Consider the following 21255-nt stretch of genomic DNA (forward strand, 5'->3'; position numbering starts at 1 on the left):
GGCAGAGGGCCGGGGGTCGTCACGCCGTCCACGGCGGGCATAGGCTCGACCGTGAGCGTTCGCACGCCGCAGTGCGGCGTCCGCGACCCGCGGCCGTCGTCGACGAGCTCCTGTCGGCCCGGCACCCGCCCGCCCCCGACCGATTCGAGGCCATGCCATGAAGCAGTTCACCATGCCGCACACGCAGATCACCGCGCCGAACGTGGTGCTGGGACTGATGCGCATCGCGGAGAAGTCCGATGAGGAGATCCGCACCCTGGTCCGCGCCGCACGTGAGGCCGGCATCGATTTCTTCGACCACGCCGACATCTACGGCGACACCACCCACCGCTGCGAGGAGCGCTTCGCCGAGGCGATGCAGCTGACCTCCTCCGAGCGGGAGCAGGTCACGATCCAGTCCAAGGCAGGGATCGTCACCGACGGGCCGTACTACGACTACTCCTACGACCACCTGATCCGCTCGGTGGAAGGGTCGCTGCGTGCACTGGGCACCGACTACCTCGACATTCTGCTGCTGCATCGCCCCGACGCCCTCGTGGAGCCCGAGGAGGTGGCCCGGGCGTTCGATGAGCTGCAGGCGGCCGGGAAGGTGAAGCACTTCGGAGTCTCCAACCACACCCCGCGCCAGATCGAGCTGCTGCAGAAGCATCTGGATCAGCCGATCGTGGCGAACCAGCTGCAGCTGTCGATCACGCACTCGACGTTCATCGCCCAGGGCGTGAGTGCCAATATGCAGGGGCCCGATCAGGCGATCGTCCGCGATGGCGGCGGGATCCTCGACTTCTGCCGGCTGCACGACATCACCGTCCAGGCCTGGTCCCCGTTCCAGGCGAGGTTCTTCGACGGCGTGTTCCTGGGCCATCCCGAGTTCGCCGAGCTGAACGCCGTGATCGACCGGCTGGCGGCGAAGTACGACGTCACCCCGGAAGGGATCGCGACCACATGGATCACCCGCCATCCCGCGCAGATGCAGGTGGTGCTCGGCACCACCACCCCGCAGCGGGTCAGCGACTCCGCGGCCGGCTCGGAGGTGCCGCTGACCCGCGCCGAGTGGTACGAGCTGTTCCGGGCTGCGGGCTGGCTCGTTCCCTGAGCCACGGGGCTCGGACGGGCATCGCCGCTCGGGGGGCCCGCAGCGCATCGATGCGGAGCCTCCCCGGCGGCGGGATGCAGAAGTCCCCGGGACCCGACGCAGGGCGACGGTTCCCGAGGACTTCTGCCCGCGAGCATCCGCCGACGGTGAGGCCGGCGGGAGGGCCGGATCAGATGATCGGCAGGCCCTCCTCGCGGGACTTCTTGATGTCCTTGGCGAAGCCTCGGACGATCGTGAACAGGACACCGAACACGATCACCGGCCACATCAGCACGTAGGCGGTCAGCAGAGCGGTCATGGAGCGTCTCCTCTCAGGAGGTCAGGGGATCAGCGGTCGGAGCCGGGAGCGGCGACGGCGCGGTCATCGTCCTCGCCGGTCTCCGCCGCACCGGTCTCGTCCGCGGTGGGGGTCTCGTCGTCGAAGTCGCCGGTCACCTTGCGGATCACCGAGAAGTCGAAGTCCTGCGTCGAGCGGACGCTCAGCAGGTAGCAGACCAGGAACGAGACCGCGTAGGCGACCAGCGAGCCGGAAAGGGTCTCGTAGTCGCGCAGGAAGCCGAACCCGAAGGGCAGCACCGCGGCGGTCGCGACGATGCCGACGATCACGGCCGGGCGCAGCCCGAAGAAGCCGAAGGCCATGATGCCGAGCACCACGCCGACGCCGACGATCGCCAGCAGCTCGACCACCAGCGCCCAGGCGCCGGTCAGCGGGATCAGCTGGAAGCGCACCGGCAGGAAGACGACCAGGGCGGCGACCACGGCGACGGAGAACGCCAGGTTCGTGACCTTCTTCCAGTAGAAGGACGCGATGACCGGGAACACCAGGCAGCCCCACAGGGCGCCGACGAACACCAGCAGATCCAGGATGTTGAACCTCGCGGTGGCGAAGTACAGGGCGAGCCCGGTGGCCACGATCATCGTGACCCGGCCGATCAGCACCATCAGCTTGGGATTCACGTTCTTGCGTCCCACGGACTGGCCGTAGATGTCGGTCATGACGATCGAGCTGAGTGCGGAGAGATCGGAATCCGCCGTCGAGGACAGCGAGCCGATGATCATGATGAACGCGAGCGCCACCAGAGCCACGGGCAGGTAGGTGCCGACCATCTGCGGCATCAGGTTGTTGATGTCGCCACCGGCGGGCTCGATGCCCAGGTACAGCGCCATCACGCCGAGCATGCCCACGCCGATCACGGTCGCGCCGTAACCGACGGTGGCGGTGATGAAGGTGGGCTTGATGAGGTCCTCGCGCACCGCGAACAGGCGCTGGGCGATGGTCTGGTTGCCGATCGCGTAGGCGAGCACCGCGGCGATGTAGGGAGCGCCCTGGTTGAAGAACGCGTCGGAGGAGAAGAAGCTCTCCTGCTGCGGGGTGACGTTGCCGGTGGCGACTCCCTCGGCGAACATCGAGGGTCCGCCGGCGAGGAAGAACACCGCCGGGATGATGATCACGGCCGCGCCGAGCATCGCCAGGACCTGCGCGAAGTCCGTCAGGACGGAGGCGCGGAAACCCGACCACAGGGTGTACAGCAGCACACCGCCGGCGATGATCAGGATGCCGGCGCCGAAGTTGAGCGGGGAGAGCATCGCGATGATCGCGCCGCCCGCGATGAAGTTCGAGGTCAGGGAGATGACCGAACCGAGCACGTTGGAGCCGGCGAGCATCAGCTGCGAGGAGCGGCCGTGACGGGCGTACATGACCTCGGCCAGGGTGTGGGCGCGGGGCGCGACGGCACGGATCCGCTTGCCGAAGGGGTAGATGAACAGGATCATCAGCGCACCCCAGAGGCCGTAGTGGATGGGGCCGGAGACGCCATAGGTGTATCCGGCGGTCACCGAGGCGTACATCGAGGACGCCCAGATCCAGGTGGCGGTCATCGAGGCGGCGGAGACGCCGAAACCGATCTTGTTCCCCGCGGTCATGTAGTCGTCGGCGTTCTCCTTCTTGCGGGAGATCGCGACGGACATCCACATCGTGCCCCCGTAGAACAGGAGCAGGAGCAGGATGACTCCGATGATTCCGAGCTGGACGATCTCCCCTGAAGGCGCGGGCGGCACTGGTACTTCCTTTCGTCGCGGACAAACCGATCACCTGCGTCCGGCTCTCCGCGAGGTGCGCAGCGCATGCTGGACCCCGGGCGGGCCCTGCGGCGGGCAGACCGGCACTCAGCTCCCGGCGTGCTGTCCGGTCGTCGTCGACCCGGACGGTGCCTGGCACCTGCTCCGGGGACGGGACAGCGGCCGCAGCTCCTCGCCCCCTCCGGGGCGGTCCGCGGCTCGGTCGCACATGGAGCCGCATAGATACTCGCACACTCCTCGCGACATAGCCACCTGCGGAGTAACGTCGCGATAACCATTGCAGGTCGGAACGCATAAATTGATTGTCGGACAAACCGAATCCGAGTAGACCTGCGCCATCTATGCATGAAAATGCACCGTGTCGGGTGCCCGTGCTCGAGCGGCAGCTCTCGCCCACTCTTCGAGCTCACCCCATCGCCCGCACTCGTCGCCCGGTCCCCGCCGCCGGTGACCTCCAGCAGAGCATCACGCGGCATCCCGTGGCCGCTGCGTCGGCTCCGCGCGTACAGTGACGCTCGTCGAGCAGACCGCATCGCGGCGGACGGGAACCAGGAGGGCGAGGATGACCAGGCGGATCGGGCTGATCGGCTGCGGGGATGTCTCCGTCGTCCACATCGAGGCGATCCGGGACATCGAGGACCTCGAGCTGGTGGGGGTGGCGGACACCGATCCGCAGGCGCTGTCCCGCGCCATGGCGGCGACCGGGGTGCCCGGCTTCGCCGGCGCCCAGGAGCTGATCGACGCCGTCGGTCCGGATGCCGTGCACGTCACCACGCCTCATGACCAGCACGTCGGCCCCTCGCTGGCCGCTCTCGCGGCCGGGGTGCACGTGCTGCAGGAGAAGCCGCTCGCGCACACCCTCGAGGAGGGCCGGCGCCTGGTCGAGGCGCTGGAGAGCACGAGCACCTCGCCCGGCGCCCCGAAGGTGGGGATCTGCTTCCAGAACCGCTACAACCTGGCCAGCCAGCGCCTGCACCAGCTGCTGGGCTCCGGCGAGCTCGGCGCGGTGCGCGGGGCCTGGGCCTCGGTGGTGTGGACCCGCAGCGCCGACTACTACCGGGCCAAGCCCTGGCGCGGCACCTGGGCGAGCTCCGGCGGCGGACTGCTGATCAACCAGGCCATCCACACCCTGGACCTGGTGCAATGGCTGCTGGGCGGGGTGGAGCGCACCGACGGGCACGTGGCGACCCGCAAGTACGGCGAGGTCATCGAGGTCGAGGACACCGCCGAGCTGCTGCTGCACCATCCCGGCGGCATCACCACCTCGTTCTTCGCCACCCTCACCGCCCCGCAGCACCGCCCGGTGGAGATCGAGCTGGACTGCGAGAGGGCGTACGTGACGCTGCGCGGCGGCACCGACGGCGGGCTCACGATCCGCTGGGCCGACGGCCGGGTTGAGACCCTCGCCGAACGCTCGGTGACCTCCGGGGGCCGCTCCTACTGGGGCGTCTCCCACGAACTGCTGATCCGCGACTTCTACGAGCGCCTGGACGATCCGGAGCCGTTCTGGATCGGGCCCGGTGAGGCGATGGCCTCGCTGGAGATCCTGAAGGACGCATACCGGCTCAGCGGGGTGGGTCCCCGGGGCTGAGGTCGCGATCGACTCCGGGCAGACGAGGGCTCGAGCTGGACTACTCTTGGCGCGTGCTGCGCTCAGATTTCCTCCGCCTCACCATCGGATCCGTGGGGGCTGCAGTGACCGTGGCCGCCTGCTCCCCCCAGGACGGCTCCCCTCCGGAAGAGCCCTCGTCGGAAGAGCCCTCACCGGACACCGTGCCGCCCTCGGCCGACCCCGGCCCGCAGTGGCCCGATCCCGGCAAGGTCGACCCGGCTGCCATCACCGGCCTGAGCACGTACACCGTCAGCGACAACGACCATCAGTTCCACGCCGTGGTGCCGCAGCTGGCGGGCCATGACGTCGCCAATCTGTCCTTCCGGCGGATCGCGGACGACCAGGCCGAGGACTACCTGGCGAACATGGCCACGGATCCCGACGCCGACGCGGTGGCGACGCCGTGGATGTCGTTGACGTGGTCCGCGACGGCCGCCTCGGCGACGATCCTCGGCATCGTGGTGGAGTGCAGCTTCAACCCCGGGGCGAGCACCGGCACCTGGCGACAGAGCCTCTGGTACGACCTCGAGGCACGGCAGATGCTGCCGACGCACGATCTGTTCGGCACAGATGCCGTGGCGGAGATCGTCGAGGCGGCGGGCACCGCTCTGCGCGACGCCGGCATCGACCCGGATACCGAGGCCGTGGACAGCCTCATCACCGACGGGGACGTCCTCGTCGCCTTCACCTCCCGGGGGAGCTGCTGCTGGGATTCGACTCGCACACGGTGGCGGAGGGCGCCGTCGGCGCTCCGGCCGTCGCCCTGGCGGACCCTCTCGCGCGGGGATGGCTCTCCGGCCGCGGCGACGCAGCCCTCGCGGCCTCTCTCGAGCCCGCGCCGGGCGCCGTCCCGGACGCACCGGCGGCCCCGGAGCCCCCGGGGGACTGCACCGGGGAGCGCTGCCTGGCGCTCACCTTCGACGACGGCCCCTCTCCGGAGACCACCCCGCGACTGCTGGACATCCTGGCCGAGCACCAGGTGCGCGCCACCTTCTTCGTACTCGGCAGCCAGGCCCGGGCGTTCCCGGAGATCCTCGCCCGCCAGATCGCAGAGGGCCATGAGGTGGCCAACCACAGCTGGAGCCACCCCGACCTCACCTCCCTGTCGGAGGACGCGCTGCGCGAGGAGGTGGTGCGCACCAACGAGGCGATCGAGGAGGTCACCGGCTCCTCCCCCACCCTGCTGCGCCCGCCCTACGGCGCCACCGGACCGACGGTGGCGCGCGTCGCCGCCGACCTCGAGATGGTGCAGGCGATGTGGGACGTCGACACGCGGGACTGGGAGCATCACGACCCCGCCAGGACGCTCGCCGCGGTCGGCGACGCCTCGGCCGGGTCGATGATCCTGATGCATGACATCCATGCCACCACGGTCGATGCCGTCGAGGACGTGATCATGGCCCTCCGCGGCGAGGGTTTCGGCTTCGCGACCGTCAGCTCCCTGCTGGGTGACGTCACCGCGGGAGCGGCCTACCGCGCGGCCACCTGACTCTGCGCGTCGCGGTGCGGGGCGCGGGGCGGTGGAGCGGCCCCGCCTCACGCGGAGCCGCGGCGAAGGGGGCGCTCAGCTCCAGCTCTCGGTGCGCTCCTTCAGCTCCCGGTACGCCGCGAGCACCTCGGGCGTCGGCTCCGCGCCGATGGTGCGGGAGCCGCTGATGCTCCAGGTGGGCGGCTCCTCGGCCCCGGAGAGCGCCCAGGCGGCCTGACGGGCGGCGCCGAGGGCCACGTACTCCCCCTCCGGGGCGATGGTCACCTCGCGGCCGAAGATGGCCGGGGCCAGCTGCTGGACGGCCTGGCTGCGGGCGGCGCCGCCGATCAGGGTGATGCGGGCGGCGGCGGTGCCGGTGCGGTCCTCGAGCGCGGTGATGCCGTCGGCCAGGGAGCACAGCAGGCCCTCGACGTAGGCGCGGGCCACGTCCTCACGGGTAGTGGCGGTGCTCATCCCGGTGAGGGTGGCGCGGGCATCGGGACGGTTCGGGGTGCGCTCGCCGTCGAAGTAGGGCAGCAGCGTCACCCCGTGCGCGCCGGGCACGCTCGCGAGCGCCAGCTGCGCCATCTCCTCGTGGGAGACACCGAGCAGCGCGCGGCCGGCCTCGAGGATGCGGGCGGCATTGATGGTGGTGGTCATCGGCAGGAAGCGGCCGGTGGCATCGGCGAACCCGGTGACCGCGCCGGTGGCATCGTTGGGGCGGGTGGGACTGACCATCGCGCACACCCCGGAGGTGCCGATCGAGACGGAGACATCGCCTTCGCTCAGGGACAGGCCGAGAGCGGCGCCCATGTTGTCGCCGGTGCCGGCCGCGATCGCGGCGCCGCCCGGGGTGCGGGCCATGACCTCCTGGGGCGAGCCGGGCAGGCGGGGCAGCTCGAGCGAGCGGCCCAGCGCGAGCTCGACCAGCGCGGGCTTCCACTCCTCGGTGGCGGTGGAGTAGTACGCGGTGCCGGAGGCGTCACCACGATCGGTGAAGGCGGTGGTGCCCTGCTCGGCGAGGTGGAGGGAGATGAAGTCGTGCGGGAGCAGCACGCGCGCGGCCCGCAGGGCGTTCTCGGGCTCCTCGTCCCGCACCCAGCGCAGCTTGGGGGCGGTGAAGGAGGCGACCATCAGGCTGCCGATCTCGGCGACGCTCGCCTCGGGCCCGCCCATCTCCTCGATCAGCGCCTGGGCCTGCGGGGCGGAGCGGGTGTCGTTCCACAGCAGGGCGTCGCGCACCACCTCACCCTGCGCGTCCAGCAGCACCATGCCGTGCTGCTGACCGCCAACGGCCACCGCCTCCGCCCGCTCCAGCAGCGGGCCCGCGGCCTCGTCGACCGCGGAGAGCCAGGCGCGGGGGTCGACCTCGGTGCCGTCGGGATGGGCGGCGCGGCGCTCCTCGAGGACCTCACCGGAGGCCGCGTCGACGAGGAGGGCCTTGGTGGCCTGGGTGGAGGAGTCGATACCGAGCACCGTGGTGGTCATCTGGGATCCTTTGAGGGTCGGAGGGTCGAGCAGGTCACCGTCTCCAGTCACCGTATCCAGTGGCGTCGAGTGAGCCGCTCTGCCGCATCCACTGGCGCCGAGTGAACCACTCTGCCGCATCCACTGGCGCCCTGCCAGCACACGACCCGAATAGACGGGACGCATGCTGGCTCAGCGCCAGTGGATGCAATCCGCCACCACGAAGGGACCGGGCAGCGCGGTCAGGCCCCGCGCCGCCCCGTGGCTCAGCCCCGCTCGTGGCTCAGGCGCGGAAGCCCAGCAGGTGCTGCATGGCCAGCTGCTGCAGGCGCACGAAGCCGAAGTTGCGCTCGCCGGCCCTGTCCGCATCGAAGTCCTCGAAGGTGGAGCGGTCCGCGAGCAGGTCCTCGAGGCTCTCTCCCTCGGCGAGGGTGGGCTGGGCGAGCTCCTCGATGCCGGAGTACGTCAGCGCCTCCTGGACCTCGGGGTCCTGACGGAACGCCACGGCGCGCTCCTTGAGCATCAGGTACATCTCCATGTTCGCCGCGGCGGCGTCGTACTGGCCCGTCTCGTGCTCGGTGCGCGAGGGCTTGAAGTCGAAGTGACGGGCACCGTCATAGGCGCCGGGCTTGGAGGGGAAGCCGTTCTCGAGCAGGTCGACGGTGAAGAAAGCACTGATCAGGTCGCCATGGCCGAACACCAGGTCCTGGTCGTACATCGGGCCGTGCTGGCCGTTGAGGTCGATGTGGAACAGCTTCTCGCTCCACAGCGCCTGGGCGAGGCCGTGGGTAAAGTTCAGGGTCGCCATCTGCTCGTGGCCGGTCTCGGGGTTGATGCCCACGATGTCGCCGTGCTCGAGCTGCTCGATGAAGGCCAGCGCGTGGCCCACGGTGGGCAGGAAGATGTTGCCGCGGGGCTCGTTCGGCTTCGGCTCGAGGCCGATGCGCAGGTCGTAGCCCTTGTCCTTGATGTACCCGGCCACGGTGTCCAGGCCCTCGCGGTAGCGCTCGAGCGCGGCGAAGAGGTCCTTGGAGCCGTCGTACTCCGAGCCCTCACGGCCGCCCCACATCACGAAGGTGCTCGCGCCGAGCTCGGCGGCGAGGTCCACGTTCGCGAGCACCTTGCGCAGGCCGAAGCGGCGCACGTCGCGGTCGTTCGAGGTGAAGGCACCGTCCTTGAAGACGGGGTGGGCGAAGGTGTCGGTGGTGACCATCTCGATCACCAGGCCGGTCTCGTCGGTGACCTTCGTCAGCTGGTCGATGATCCCCTGGCGCTCTGCGGGGGTCGCATCGAAGGGGATCACGTCGTTGTCGTGGAAGGTGAAGCCCCAGGCGCCGAGCTCGGAGAGCGTGCGGAGGTGGGTGCTCAGCTCGAGCGGCGGGCGGGTCGCGGCGCCGAACTGGTCCTGGGCCTGCCAGCCGGTGGTCCACAGGCCGAAGGAGAACTTGTCGTCACGGGTGGGGGTGGGGGCAGTCATCGGAGTGCTCCTTCATCGTCGATCGGCATCTGCCGCTGTTAGTAAGGTACCGTAACTAACAGGGGTGTGCCACGCTTCTCGCGGGGCAGGGCTGGATCATCGGCACCGCCCGGCCGAGCGCGAGGAAGCCGAGGAAGGGGTCCGGATGCAGTCCACACATCTGCGTGAGCACAACCTGTCCGCGATCCTCATCGCCCTGGCGGCGGCCTCCGCGACCTCCACCCCCACCTCCCGCGCCGGGCTCGCCACGCTCACCGGCCTCACCAAGCCCACGGTCTCCACGCTGATCGAGGAGCTGGTGGAGGCCGAGCTCGTCGAGGAAGGCTCTCCGCTCTCCCTGGGCGCCGGTCGACCGATGGTGCCGCTGACCCCCGCTCGCGGAACCCTGCTCGCGATCGGCCTGGAGATCGCCGCCGACCACGTCGCCTGCCTCGGGATCGATCTGGCAGGCCGGGTGCTCGGCCACCGCATCGAGCACCTCAAGGTCACCGCGGCCTCCGCCACGGAGGCGATCGACCTCGCCGCCGAGCTGGTCGGCGAGGTGCGCACGATGGCCGGCGACCCACCGGTGGTCGAGGTGGTCGTCGCCGTCCCCGGCCGCATCGCCCCGGACGACGGCCGGGTGCTCTCGGCCCCGAACCTGGACTGGACCGAGGTGCCGCTGGTCGGCCGACTGCTCGAGCATCCGCAGCTCGCCGGCCTGACGGTGCGGGCCCAGAACGACAACCGCCTCTCGGTCCTCACCGAGATCGACCAGCGACCGGGCGAGTCCTTCATCTATCTGCGCGGTTCGACCGGCATCGGCGGCGCGGTCGTGATCGACGGGGCGCTGATGACCGGCGCCCACGGCTGGGCCGGGGAGTTCGGACACACCGTCATCGAGCCCGGAGGCGCCCTGTGCCGCTGCGGCCGCCGCGGCTGCCTCGAGGCCTACGTCTCCTATCACGCACTGCGCGAGCGCGCCGGGCTCGGCGACGACACCCTCATCGAGGACCTGGTCGACGCGCTCGCCCTGACCCGGGACCGGACTGAGGTGATCGGCCTGATCGGGCGCTCGCTCGGGCTCGCGATCGCCAACGCCCTGAACATCCTGGACCTGACCACCGTGGTGCTCTCGGGATACCTGGCCCCCATCGCGAAGGAGCTGGAGCCGGTGGTGCGCGAGACCGTGGAGCGCCATGCACTGGCCGTGGAGGCCGGCCCGGTGCGCATCGAGAGGTCCGACGGCCTCACCGACCCGGCCCTGCGCGGCGCGGCGCGGGCCGCGCTGCAGTCGGTGTTCAGCGATCCGGGGGCATGGATCGGGCGGGGGCCGTCGACCACTCGTCGAGGTCGGGGAACAGCTTCCGATGCCTCCTGATCCGACCTCCAGAATCCTGACAAGCGCACCCTGCCCCTGGCACCGTGGAGCTGACAGCGCGAGTACGCCCCGACGTGCCGGTGGTCATGACCGCCGGCTCCGGCACGTGACATCGACAGCACCCCGATCTATGCCTGACCCGGACTGACCCACCCACTCTCCGAGGAGTCGTGAGACCCGCAATGACCACCCCCTCCACGTCCCCCCGCCCGCTGCGCATCGGCATGGTCGGCTACGGCTTCATGGGCGCCGCCCACTCCCATGCCTGGCGCACCGCCCACCGCTTCTTCGAGCTGCCGCTGACGCCGGTGCTGGCGACCCTCGCCGGACGCACCGAGGCCACCCTGGTCGCGGCCGCAGAGCGCTACGGGTTCGCGCAGACCACCACCCGTTGGCAGGATCTCGTCGAGGATCCCGAGATCGATGTCATCGACATCTGCACCCCCGGTGACACGCACGTCGAGATCGCGGTGGCCGCGCTCGCGGCCGGCAAGCACGTGCTGTGCGAGAAGCCGCTGGCCAATTCCGTGGAGGAGTCCGAGCAGATGACCGCGGCCGCGATCGCGGCCCGAGAGCGGAGCCCGCACGGCGCCAGATCGATGTGCGGCTTCTCCTACCGCCGCACCCCGGCGCTGGCCTATGCGCGCCAGCTCGTCGCCGAGGGCGCCGTGGGCGAGATCCGGCAGGTCCGCGCCCAGTACCTGCAGGACTGGCTCTCCGACGCCGACGCCCCGATGACCTGGCGCCTGGACCGGGACAAGGCCGGATCCGGGGCGCTCGGCGACATCGGCGCCCACATCGTCGACCTCACCCAGTGGATCACCGGCCAGCAGATCGCTGCGGTCTCCGGCACCTTGCAGACCGTGGTCCCCACCCGCCCCGCGGCCGGTGCCGCGCAGGGCCTCGGCGGCACGGGCGATGCCTCCGGGGAGCGCCGCGACGTGACGGTGGACGATCTCGCCCTGTTCACCGCCCGCTTCGAGACCGGGGTGCTCGGCTCCTTCGAGGCCACCCGCATGGCGCAGGGACGCAAGAACGCGATGCGCGTGGAGATCAACGGCTCGGCCGGCTCGATCGCCTTCGACTTCGAGCGGATGAACGAGCTGGAGGTCTACGACGCCACCGCCCCGGCGGGCCGGCAGGGCTTCACCCGCATCCTCGCCACCGAGCCCGAGCACCCCTACGCGGGGCACTGGTGGCCCACCGGCCACGGGCTGGGCTACGAGCACACCTTCACCCACCAGATCGCCGATCTCGTCACGGCGATCGGCGAGGGCACCGACCCCTCGCCCTCCTTCGAGGAGGCGCTGCAGGTCCAGCGCGTCCTGGCCGCGGTCGAGGCCAGCGCGGGCGATGGCAGCAGCTGGAGGAGCACTGATCCCGGGACCACCCCGGAGAGCACCCGATGACCACCCCGCGCACCTGCCTCGTCGTCCGCGGCGGCTGGGACGGGCACCAGCCCGTCGAGGCCACCGACCTGTTCATCCCGTTCCTGAAGGAGAACGGGTTCACGGTGCGGATCGAGGACTCCCCCGCGCTCTACGCCGACGCCGAGTACATGGCCACGGTCGATCTGATCCTGCAGTGCAACACCATGAACACCATCGAGCGGCCCCAGTTCGAGGGTCTCCGCGCCGCGATCGAGGCGGGCACGGGCATGGCCGGCTGGCACGGCGGCATCGCCGACTCCTATCGCAACGAATCCGACTACCTCACCCTCATCGGCGGCCAGTTCGGCTGCCATCCGGGCAAGCATCCCGAGGAGCGCACAGGCGAGCAGGCCGACAACTACGTCCCCTACACGGTGAACCTGCTGTCCGCCGCCGCCGAGCACCCCATCACCGCGGGGATCGGTGACTTCGACCTGGTCACCGAGCAGTACTGGGTGCTGTCCGACGACTACATCGACGTGCTGGCCACCACCACCCAGAAGGTGCGGGAGTGGGATCCGTGGCATCGGGAGGTGACCTCGCCGGCGCTGTGGACCCGCCAGTGGGGCGAGGGGCGGATCTTCGTCTCCACCCCGGGCCACCGGGTCGAGGTGCTCGAGGATCCGTCCGTGCGCACCGTGATCGAGCGCGGCCTGCTGTGGGCCGCCCGCGGCTCCGGACAGCCCTACGGCGATCATGGTCCGCGCACCGCCGCCTCCGCTGCCACCGCTGAAGGGGTGACCCGATGAAGGTCGGCATGATCGGCTGCGGCGTCATCTCCCGGCAGTACCTGGCGAGCTTCGACCAGCTGCCGGGCGTGCAGCTGGTGGCCGTCGCGGATCTGGACCCCGCCCGCGCCGCGGCCGCCGCCGAGGGCCGGGACGGGGTGCGCCCGCTGAGCGTCGACGAGCTCATCGCCGACCCCGAGGTGGACACGGTCCTGAACCTCACCATCCCCGCGGCGCACGCCGACGTGGACCTGCGCGCGATCGCGGCGGGCAAGAACGTGTACTCGGAGAAGCCGTTCGCGGTCACCACGCAGGAGGGCGCCGAGGTGCTGGTCGCGGCCCAGGCCGCGGGCGTGCTCGTCGGCTCCGCGCCGGACACGGTGCTCGGCACCGGCACCCAGACCGCCCGCGCGGCGATCGACGAGGGCCTGATCGGCTCCCCGATCGCGGCGACCGCGACCATGGTCACGCCCGGCCACGAGCGCTGGCATCCGCAGCCGGACTTCTACTACGCGCCCGGCGGCGGCCCGCTGCTGGACATGGGCCCCTACTACCTCCATGCCCTGATCACCCTGCTGGGCCCGGTCACCTCGGTGATCGGTGCGGCCAGCCGCACCCGCGAGACGCGCACCATCGGCTCCGGACCCCGCGCCGGGGAGGACATCCCGGTCAGCACCGACACCCACGTCACCGGGGTGCTGGTGCACGAATCCGGGGTGCTGTCCACCCTGGTGATGAGCTTCGACGCGGTCGCCACCTCGGCGCACCCGATCGAGATCCACGGCACCGAGGGCACCCTCGCGGTCCCCGATCCCAACCACTTCTCCGGCGACGTGACGGTGCACCGCCTGGGCGGAGAGGGGTGGGAGCCAGTGCCGACGGCCGGCGGCTACGAGGAGGCCGGGCGCGGCATCGGCCTGCACGACATGGCGGTGCGCGGCCCGGAGCTGCGGGCCAGCGGCGAGCTGGGCCAGCACGCGCTCGAGGTGATGAACGCGGTGCTCGAGTCCGCGCACAGCGGTGCCCGGATCGAGATCGCGAGCCACGTGGCCCGGCCCGAGGCCGTGGCGCGGGAGGACGTGCGCGCGAGGGCCTGAGGTCGCCAGGGGCGAGGCGGAGGCTGGCGGGGCCGGGGCTGGCGAGGCCGAGGCTGGCGAGGCACGCGGGCCGGGCCGGCCCGGCCCCGGCTCTGCAGATGCGCGCTGGCGACTCATCAGAGCCCTCCGGATGAGTCGTCAGCGCGCATCTGCCGCGCCCGGGTCCCGTGGGACGGGAAGCCCGGGGTGGCGGGCGGTGCCGGCGGCGGACGATGCCGGCGGCGAGCCCGGGCGCGCCCTGGCCACCGGCTCGCAGCGGCGTCAGAGGTTCCCGATGACGGGGACCAGCAGGATCTTCACCACGATGGAGAAGGCGAACAGCGTGGCGTAGGCGGCCTCGATGCGTTCGTCGGCCTTCCGGGCGTTGGCGGCCTCGAGCACTGCCGGCTGTCCGAGAAAGCCCGCCACCGCGCCTGCCGCCCGCGGGGCGGAGAGGTCCAGCACCCAGCGTCCGGCGATCACCAGGGCGAGGCAGCTGAGCGCGGCGACCACGACGGAGAGCAGCGCCGCCCGCCAGGCATCCGGGGAGGCCAGCATCACGGCGACCGCCGGCCCGGCGGTGAGGCCCAGCCCGGCGAGGAACAGCAGCAGCCCCAGCTGGCGCAGCGTGCTGTTGGCGCTGCCCGGCAGCGCCCACACCACGGGGCCGGTGCGGCGCAGGGCGCCCAGGACCATGCCCACCAGCAGCGGGCCGGCGGCCGGACCCAGGGAGAAGCTGCCGCCGCCGGGCATCGGCAGGCTGAGCAGGCCGAGTGCGACACCGAGCAGCAGGCCGAGGCCGAGGGAGAGCACGTCGAGCTCCCCGACCTGACGGTCCGAGTCGCCGAGGAAGGCGTGGACGGCGTCGAGCTGCTCGCGCTCCACCGCCACGGCCAGCCGGTCCCCGGGCTCGAGGATCAGGTCGTCCCGGGCCAGCAGTTCGAGGTCGCCGCGCCGCACCCGGGTGACCAGCGCGCCGAAGCGCACCGGGAGATTCAGCTCGGCGATGGACCGGGAGGCGAGGTCGGGGTTGGAGACGGTGAGGCGGGTGAATTCCACCAGCGAGCGGTCGTGGGCGATGTGCCGGTCGCTGCTCTCACCGAGTGCCGCGGTGACCGCCTCGACCTGCTCGGGCATGCCGACGGCGACCACCTCGTCCCCGGCCAGGAGGTCCTCCCCCGGCACGATCACCCGCACCCGGCCCTCGCGTCGCAGGTAGGAGAAGCGCACCTGCTGCTGGTGCCACTGGGGGACGTCGCGGAGGTTCACCGAGCGCTGCACGCGCACGGTGGTCGAGGCCAGGCTGGTGCCGGCCAGGGCCGCGGTGTCCTTCCGGCCCGGCCAGGTGCGGCTGACGATGCTCGAGACCAGCACGATCCCGACGATCACGCCGATCGGGTAGCCGAAGGCGTAGCCCACCGACGGGCCGGAGGTGCCGGTGAGGCGGGAGGCGGCGTCGAGGGCCGGGGCGGCGGTGAGCGCCCCGGTGAACAGACCCAGCGACAGGTCCCGGGCCAGGCCCAGCGCCTCGCCGAGCAGCAGGGTGAGCACGGCGGCGAGGATCGTGCTGAGCGTGGCCGCGGCGAGCAGCGGCAGCTGACGGTGCAGGGTGCCGAAGAAGGCGGCCCCGGCGGAGATCCCGACGGTGTAGACGAACAGCGCCAGTCCCAGGGTCTGGACGATCTCCATGCCCGCGCCGAGGTGCGGGGCGATCGCGGAAAGGGCCAGGCCGGTGAACAGGGCGCCGGCGGCCCCGAGCCGGATGCGGCCGAAGGGGATCGCCCCCAGCACGGCGCCGGTGGCGACGACCAGGAACAGCGTGAGGAGCGGGCTCCCCTCGAGGGCGTCGATCACGGTGAACCTTTCCCGCGCCCGCGGCGGAGCACCGGGTCGGCAGGCGGTGTGCGCGGGCACCGCTGTGTGGACTGCCCCCCACGATAGCCCCGGCCCGAGGCGCCCATGCAGTGGAGTTGTGCGAGGTCACGACGGGCGTGGCGAGGGTGCCCGCGACTCGTCGGGCGAGGGTCGGCCGAAGGACAGCGGCAGCATCTGCCCGCGGGCGCCGAGGGCGTCCAGCTCTGCGCGCTCGGCCTCGGTCGCCGTGCGGCGACCGGTCGCGATCCGCAGCGCGTCGGCATCCGTCCAGGCTGCTGGCAGGCGGAGCCGCAGCCGCCGCTCCACCATGTCCCGCGCAGCGGCCAGGCCTGCGGCGGGCGGGCCGTCCACGGGGTCCACGGGGGGCTCGACGCTCGCCTGCTCCGCCGCCCCGTGGTGGGCGACGAGGTCGAGGTGGTGCAGCGTCCATTCGAGCACCACGGCGCTGAGGTAGTCGCGCACGGTGAGGGTCATGGCCCGGGTGGCGACGGGCAGGTCGGGGTGGGCGAGCAGCGCGGCGCGGCCGGCGGCGGCGCCCACCTCTTCGAGGTGGCCGCGCAGCAGGGCGGGGTCCTCGTAGGCGGCGGCCAGGCGCACGGTGAGCGCGTCCAGCGGGTCGCTCCCCGCATGCAGGGTGGGGCGCGGGGTCCAGTAGCTGAGGGCGTCGGCGGTGGGCGCGGTCTCGGCCGGGGTGGAGAGCGTGATCAGCACGTCCTGCGCGTCGAGAACGAGGTGGCAGAGCAGGTCACGCACCAACCAGCCCCGGCAGCCGGAGGGGCGGGCGTGGGCGGTGTCCGGAAGCCCGGTGGCGACGGTGCGCAGCGCCGTCCAGCTGAGGGTGAAGAGGTCCACGCAGGCACGGTAGCAACTGGCAACATCCGGCACTGCCCTGCCGTCGGCAGCCGGGTGCAGGAGACTGCTGGGCAGTGCATCGAGGGGACCTGGGTGCCCAGTCCGCGATGGCGCGGCCGCCTGCGGAGGCGCCCGCGCCGTCTCTCTCCTGCGCCGCATGATGTCTTCGCCCGTTCCCTGTTCACTCTGATCGGCCCCGATCACCTGCTGGAAGGACCCTCATGGCTGTCTCCGAAGGAGCCGACTACGCCCCGGACTCGATGCCGCAGCCGGTCGTGGCGCCCGGCGAGTTCGTCTTCGCCGCGATGCACCTCGACCACGGCCACATCGGGGGCATGACCCAGGGGCTGCTCGACGCCGGCGGCACCCTGACCTGGGTCTACGACCCCCAGCCCGAGCGCGCCGCTGCCTTCCAGGAGAAGTTCCCGCAGGTCAGGATCGCCTCGAGCGAGGAGGAGGTGCTCTCTGATCCCGCAGTGCAGCTGGTCGCCGCCGCGGCGGTACCGGTGGATCGTGCGCCGCTGGGCATCCGCGTGATGGAGGCCGGCAAGGACTACTTCACCGATAAGACCCCGCTGATCTCCCGCGAGCAGCTCGCCGAGGCGAAGGCCGCGGTGGAGCGCACCGGCCGGAAGTACGCCGTCTACTACTCCGAGCGGATCCACGTCGAGGCGGCGGTGCTGGCCGGTCAGCTCATCGAGCGCGGCGCGATCGGGAAGGTCCTCCAGGTCCAGGGCATGGGCCCGCATCGCATGGGTGATCCCGCCACCCGTCCGGACTGGTTCTTCGAGCGCGCCAGCTACGGCGGGATCCTCACCGATATCGGCAGCCACAACTTCGAGCAGATGCTCGCCTTCACCGGCTCCGACGACGCCGAGATCCTCTCCAGCTCGATCGGCAACTTCGGCAACCCCGAGCATCCCGAGCTCGACGACTACGGCGATGCGCACATCGCCCTGTCCTCCGGGGCGACCGGTTTCGTGCGCGTGGACTGGTTCACCCCGGCCGGCCTGCGCACCTGGGGCGACGGCCGCACCTTCATCCTCGGCACCGAGGGCTACCTCGAGCTGCGCAAGTACCTCGACGTCACCACCGACAACGGCGGTGGCCAGGTGATCCTGGTCGACGGCGAGGGCGAGCACCGCCTGAACGCCACCGGCGAGGTCGGGTATCCCTTCTTCGGCCAGCTGATCCTGGACGTGCTGCACCGCACCGAGAACTCGATGACCCAGGCGCACGTCTTCAAGGCCGTGGAGCTGGCGCTCATCGCCCAGGAACAGGCCCGGGAGCTCACCGGACGCACCGGCTGAGCAGGTCCCGCGCCGTCACAGCCCCAGCACGGCCGTCGCGATCGTGAAGTAGATGATCAGGCCGGTGGCGTCGCAGAAGGTGGAGATGAAGGGGTTGGAGAACACCGCAGGATCCGCGCCGACCTTCTTCGCGACCAGCGGCATCAGCCCGCCCACGATCGCGGCCATGGTGCAGATGGACAGCAGGGTCGTCCCCATCACCACGCCGATCGCCACGCCGTAGACGAGCCCGGCCACGAGGAACCCGAGGGAGCCCAGCACCACGCCGAGCACCATGCCCACGCGCAGCTCCCGCCACACCACGCGCGGCAGGTCGCGCACCCGCACCTCGCCCACCGCGAGCGCGCGGGTGACGGTGGTCGCCGCCTGGTTGCCGGTGTTGCCACCGGTGCCGGTCAGCAGCGGGATGAACAGGGCCAGGATCACGACCTGATCGAGCTTGTCCTCGAAGACCTCGAGCACCTGCACGGTGAGGATCGCCGAGACCGCGAGCACCAGCAGCCAGACGATGCGGCTGCGCACCACCCGCAGGATCGGGGTGGAGAGATAGGAGCGCGGCAGGGGCTCGGAGCCGCCGGTGCGGGCGGTGTCCTCATGGTCCTCCTTCTCGAGGATGCCGACGGCATCGTCGACGGTCAGGATGCCCACCAGGCGGTCCTCGCCGTCCACGATCGGCATCGCCAGGAGCTTGGCGGCGGAGAAGCGTCGTGCGACCAGCTCACGGTCATCGGTGGCGACGGCGTGGACCGCCGGATGGGCGATCTCGCTGATGATGCTGTCCTCATCGGCCACGAACAGCCGCCGCAGCCCCACCACGCCGAGCAGCACGCGGGAGTCATCGACGACGGGCAGCAGATAGATCGTCTCCGGCCCCTCGGCGTGGACGCGCACATGGGCGAGCGCCTCGCGGACGCTCATCCCGGGGCTCAGCGTGAGCACCTCGGGGGACATGTACCGGCCGATCGCACGGCGGGGGTAGCCGAGGACCACCGTGGTCATCGCGCGCTCGTCGGCGTCCAGTCCGTGCATCAGCCGTTCGGCGACCTCCGCCGGCAGCTCGTCGAACAGGGAGGCGCGGTCATCGGGGTCGAGATCGCCGATGATGTCGGCGACCTGCTGTGTGCGCAGCGCCGAGATCAGCTCGGCCTGGTACGACGCCGGCAGCGCCTCGAAGACGGCGAGCGCGCTCCCCGTGCCGAGCACCCGGAACAGCATCGCCGCCTCGGTCGGCGTGCGGGCCTCGACCAGATAGACCAGCTCGGGCACCGGCAGCCTCTGCGCCTCTCGGGCGAGCTGCTCGAGCTCGGCCTCGCTCTGGGGATCGCTGCGCAGCAGTGCCTGGACGGTCTCGGTGGTCTCGCGGGTACTGGTCACCGTCTCATTGTGGCCGACGGGGCCGCTGCGGGCACGCGGGCCCGCCGCCGGGACGACCGCTGGGTCGATGGAGCCCTCGCCCGCCGATCCGAGGACGGCACGGGCGACCGACGGGTCACACCCGCGTTGCGATGGTTAGCAATGCTCACTATAGTCGGCGGCATGTCGACCCCTCCCCCGGCCCCCGATGCGCCTGCCGAGCTCCCGCAGCACCTGGCGCTGGTGTGCTCCCAGTTCTCCCGACTGGCCGCACGACGCTCCGCGGTCGGGGTCGGGACCGTGTCCTGGCGCGTGGTCGCCACGATCGAGCGGCACGGACCGCTGCGCCTGAGCGAGATCGCGGACCGCGAGCGGGTCTCCCGCCCCACGGCCACCACCGTGATCAAGCGTCTGGAGGAGGAAGGGCTCGTGGGGCGCACCCCGGACCCCACCGACTCCCGTTCCTCGCTGATCAGCACCACCTCCCAGGGCTCCGCCCAGCTCGCCGCCTGGCGGGAGCAGCTGGCCCACGGGGTGGGCGGGCTGCTCGACCAGCTCCCCGCCGAGGACTTCGCAGCCCTCGAGCGGGCCGCCGAGATCCTGTCGCGCCTCGTCGACGCCCACGACGGGTAGCAGGCTCGCGCCCCGGCCCGGACCCCGCCGGTCCCGCCCGGGCGCCTGCACCGTCTCGTCCTCCCCTCTCCTCATCCCGCCACCCCATCACGCACGAAGGGCACCACGCATGACCTCACAGCTCACCGACTCCTCCCCGCAGAGCGGTCCGGCCCGACCGCCGGCCGCCGCGCCGAGCACCCCGAAGAACCCCGCCCCCTCTCTGCGCGAGGCGTTCCGTCAGCCGACGTCGGTGTGGGCCATCGCCTTCGCCGCAACCGTGTCCTTCATGGGCATCGGCCTGGTGGACCCGATCCTGCCCGCGATCAGCAGCCAGCTGGATGCCACCCCGTCCCAGGCGATGCTGCTGTTCACCAGCTACCTGTTCATCACCGCGATCGCCATGTTCTTCACCAGCTGGTTCGCCTCGAAGGTGGGCGTCAAGCGCACCCTGCTGGTGGGTCTGCTGCTGGTGGTGGTCTTCGCAGCGCTGGCCGCCGGCGCCGGGAGCGTCGAGCAGATCATCGGGCTGCGGGCCGGCTGGGGCCTGGGCAATGCCCTGTTCATCTCCACCGCGCTGGCGGCGATCGTCGGTGCCACCACCGGTCCGAGTGCCGGCGCGATCATCCTCTACGAGACCGCGCTCGGCATCGGTCTGGCCGTCGGCCCGCTGCTCGGCGGTCTGCTCGGCGCCGTCTCCTGGCGCGCCCCCTTCGCGGGCACCGCGGTGCTCATGGGCATCGGCGTGCTGGCGATCATCGTGCTGCTGCGCACAGAGGCGAAGCCCGCGCACGTCTCCCCGCTGGCCGCACTGCGCGCCCTGGACCACCCGGCGCTGCGCACCCTGGCGCTCACGGCGGTCTTCTACAACTTCGCGTTCTTCACCCTGCTGGCCTACTCGCCGTTCCCGCTGGAGGCGGCCGCGGCCGCGCACGGGATGGAGTTCGGGGCGCTCGGCATCGGCGGCGTGTTCTTCGGCTGGGGCACGGGGCTCGCGATCACCTCGGTGTTCGTCGCGCCGCTGCTCACCCGTCGCCTGGGGCTGATCCCCACACTGGTGACCACGCTGGGGCTGCTCACGGTGCTGATGGTGGTGATGAGCCTCGCCCACTCCTCGATGACCGGCCTGATCGTGCTGATCGTGATCGGCGGGCTCCTGCTGGGCATCATGAACACCGCCCTCACCGAGACGGTCATGGAGGCCACCGATCTCCCGCGCGGCGTCGCGAGCTCTGCCTACTCGGGCGTGCGTTTCCTGGGCGGTGCCATCGCCCCGGCCGTGGCCGGCCCGCTCGCCGCAGCGACCACCGTCGGCGCCCCGTACGCGCTGGCTGCGGGGGCGCTGGTGCTGTCGATCCTGATGCTGCTCCTGGGGCGGAAGCACCTGGCCGCCGTCGGCTCGCACGAGGAGCTGACCGAGGTCGAGGAGGCCGAGGCGATCACCGCCGGCGACGAGGTCTGAG

At 71.4% G+C, this 21255-nt stretch carries 18 protein-coding genes; 10 read left to right on the forward strand and 8 right to left on the reverse strand.

Features of this window, described 5'->3' with window-relative positions; translation table 11 throughout:
• Positions 1-157 precede the first annotated feature (157 nt).
• Positions 158-1093 carry an aldo/keto reductase gene (locus tag ACHUEU_RS05220; RefSeq protein WP_394214841.1) on the forward strand — a complete coding sequence of 312 codons (936 nt, stop codon included), beginning with the start codon at positions 158-160 and terminating at the stop codon, positions 1091-1093.
• Positions 1094-1262: 169 nt separating this feature from the next.
• On the opposite strand, the gene ACHUEU_RS05225 is transcribed toward ACHUEU_RS05220, so the two are convergent.
• Together ACHUEU_RS05225 and ACHUEU_RS05230 are read right to left on the reverse strand one after the other, a co-directional pair.
• Positions 1263-1391: a putative transporter small subunit gene (locus tag ACHUEU_RS05225; RefSeq protein ID WP_394214842.1), complete on the reverse strand. Its 129-nt coding sequence runs from the start codon at positions 1389-1391 to the stop codon at positions 1263-1265.
• Positions 1392-1420: 29 nt separating this feature from the next.
• Positions 1421-3067, reverse strand: coding sequence for a sodium:solute symporter family protein (locus ACHUEU_RS05230; protein ID WP_394214982.1), 1647 nt, complete (start codon positions 3065-3067; stop codon positions 1421-1423).
• Positions 3068-3734: 667 nt separating this feature from the next.
• Between ACHUEU_RS05230 and ACHUEU_RS05235 the strand changes: the two genes are divergently transcribed.
• Complete coding sequence (locus tag ACHUEU_RS05235) at positions 3735-4763, forward strand: Gfo/Idh/MocA family protein (RefSeq protein ID WP_394214843.1); 1029 nt, start codon at positions 3735-3737, stop codon at positions 4761-4763.
• 373 nt (positions 4764-5136) lie between these two features.
• Here ACHUEU_RS05235 and ACHUEU_RS05240 read toward each other — a convergent pair whose 3' ends face one another.
• Complete coding sequence (locus ACHUEU_RS05240; protein WP_394214844.1) at positions 5137-5283, reverse strand: hypothetical protein; 147 nt, start codon at positions 5281-5283, stop codon at positions 5137-5139.
• A 228-nt stretch (positions 5284-5511) separates the two neighbouring features.
• On the opposite strand from ACHUEU_RS05240, the gene ACHUEU_RS05245 reads away from it, so the two are divergent.
• Positions 5512-6273, forward strand: coding sequence for a polysaccharide deacetylase family protein (locus tag ACHUEU_RS05245; RefSeq protein WP_394214845.1), 762 nt, complete (start codon positions 5512-5514; stop codon positions 6271-6273).
• 75 nt (positions 6274-6348) lie between these two features.
• On the opposite strand, the gene xylB is transcribed toward ACHUEU_RS05245, so the two are convergent.
• Both xylB and xylA read right to left on the reverse strand, forming a co-directional pair.
• The gene (gene xylB, locus ACHUEU_RS05250; protein ID WP_394214846.1) at positions 6349-7740 is read right to left on the reverse strand and encodes a xylulokinase; all 1392 of its coding nucleotides are present in this window, start codon (positions 7738-7740) and stop codon (positions 6349-6351) included.
• A 262-nt stretch (positions 7741-8002) separates the two neighbouring features.
• Complete coding sequence (gene xylA, locus ACHUEU_RS05255; protein WP_394214847.1) at positions 8003-9196, reverse strand: xylose isomerase; 1194 nt, start codon at positions 9194-9196, stop codon at positions 8003-8005.
• A gap of 145 nt (positions 9197-9341) precedes the next feature.
• On the opposite strand from xylA, the gene ACHUEU_RS05260 reads away from it, so the two are divergent.
• From ACHUEU_RS05260 to ACHUEU_RS05275, 4 genes are all read left to right on the forward strand, one after another.
• Entirely contained in the window at positions 9342-10556 is a 1215-nt protein-coding gene (locus ACHUEU_RS05260) for an ROK family protein (RefSeq protein WP_394214848.1), read from the forward strand.
• 182 nt (positions 10557-10738) lie between these two features.
• Entirely contained in the window at positions 10739-11965 is a 1227-nt protein-coding gene (locus tag ACHUEU_RS05265; RefSeq protein WP_394214849.1) for a Gfo/Idh/MocA family protein, read from the forward strand.
• Entirely contained in the window at positions 11962-12735 is a 774-nt protein-coding gene (locus tag ACHUEU_RS05270) for a ThuA domain-containing protein (protein WP_394214850.1), read from the forward strand. The genes ACHUEU_RS05265 and ACHUEU_RS05270 overlap by 4 nt, the downstream gene beginning before the upstream one ends.
• Positions 12732-13811, forward strand: a complete 1080-nt coding sequence (locus ACHUEU_RS05275; RefSeq protein WP_394214851.1) for a Gfo/Idh/MocA family protein — start codon at positions 12732-12734, stop codon at positions 13809-13811. The genes ACHUEU_RS05270 and ACHUEU_RS05275 overlap by 4 nt, the downstream gene beginning before the upstream one ends.
• Before the next feature lie 261 nt (positions 13812-14072).
• Here the strand turns inward: ACHUEU_RS05275 and ACHUEU_RS05280 are convergent, their stop codons facing one another.
• Both ACHUEU_RS05280 and ACHUEU_RS05285 read right to left on the reverse strand, forming a co-directional pair.
• Positions 14073-15644 (reverse strand): aspartate:alanine exchanger family transporter, encoded by a 1572-nt coding sequence (locus tag ACHUEU_RS05280; protein ID WP_394214852.1) that lies wholly within the window; start codon positions 15642-15644, stop codon positions 14073-14075.
• Positions 15645-15770: 126 nt separating this feature from the next.
• Positions 15771-16517: a maleylpyruvate isomerase N-terminal domain-containing protein gene (locus tag ACHUEU_RS05285; RefSeq protein WP_394214853.1), complete on the reverse strand. Its 747-nt coding sequence runs from the start codon at positions 16515-16517 to the stop codon at positions 15771-15773.
• Positions 16518-16738: 221 nt separating this feature from the next.
• Between ACHUEU_RS05285 and ACHUEU_RS05290 the strand changes: the two genes are divergently transcribed.
• Positions 16739-17827, forward strand: a complete 1089-nt coding sequence (locus ACHUEU_RS05290) for a Gfo/Idh/MocA family protein (RefSeq protein WP_394214854.1) — start codon at positions 16739-16741, stop codon at positions 17825-17827.
• A gap of 15 nt (positions 17828-17842) precedes the next feature.
• Here ACHUEU_RS05290 and mgtE read toward each other — a convergent pair whose 3' ends face one another.
• Positions 17843-19201, reverse strand: coding sequence for a magnesium transporter (gene mgtE, locus ACHUEU_RS05295; protein WP_394214855.1), 1359 nt, complete (start codon positions 19199-19201; stop codon positions 17843-17845).
• A 162-nt stretch (positions 19202-19363) separates the two neighbouring features.
• Between mgtE and ACHUEU_RS05300 the strand changes: the two genes are divergently transcribed.
• Together ACHUEU_RS05300 and ACHUEU_RS05305 are read left to right on the forward strand one after the other, a co-directional pair.
• Positions 19364-19813 carry a MarR family winged helix-turn-helix transcriptional regulator gene (locus tag ACHUEU_RS05300; protein ID WP_394214856.1) on the forward strand — a complete coding sequence of 150 codons (450 nt, stop codon included), beginning with the start codon at positions 19364-19366 and terminating at the stop codon, positions 19811-19813.
• A gap of 109 nt (positions 19814-19922) precedes the next feature.
• Positions 19923-21254, forward strand: coding sequence for an MFS transporter (locus tag ACHUEU_RS05305; RefSeq protein WP_394214857.1), 1332 nt, complete (start codon positions 19923-19925; stop codon positions 21252-21254).
• Position 21255: the final 1 nt, after the last annotated feature.

The organism is Brachybacterium vulturis, from assembly GCF_043641765.1.
In the GTDB taxonomy this organism is placed as follows: domain Bacteria; phylum Actinomycetota; class Actinomycetes; order Actinomycetales; family Dermabacteraceae; genus Brachybacterium; species Brachybacterium vulturis_A.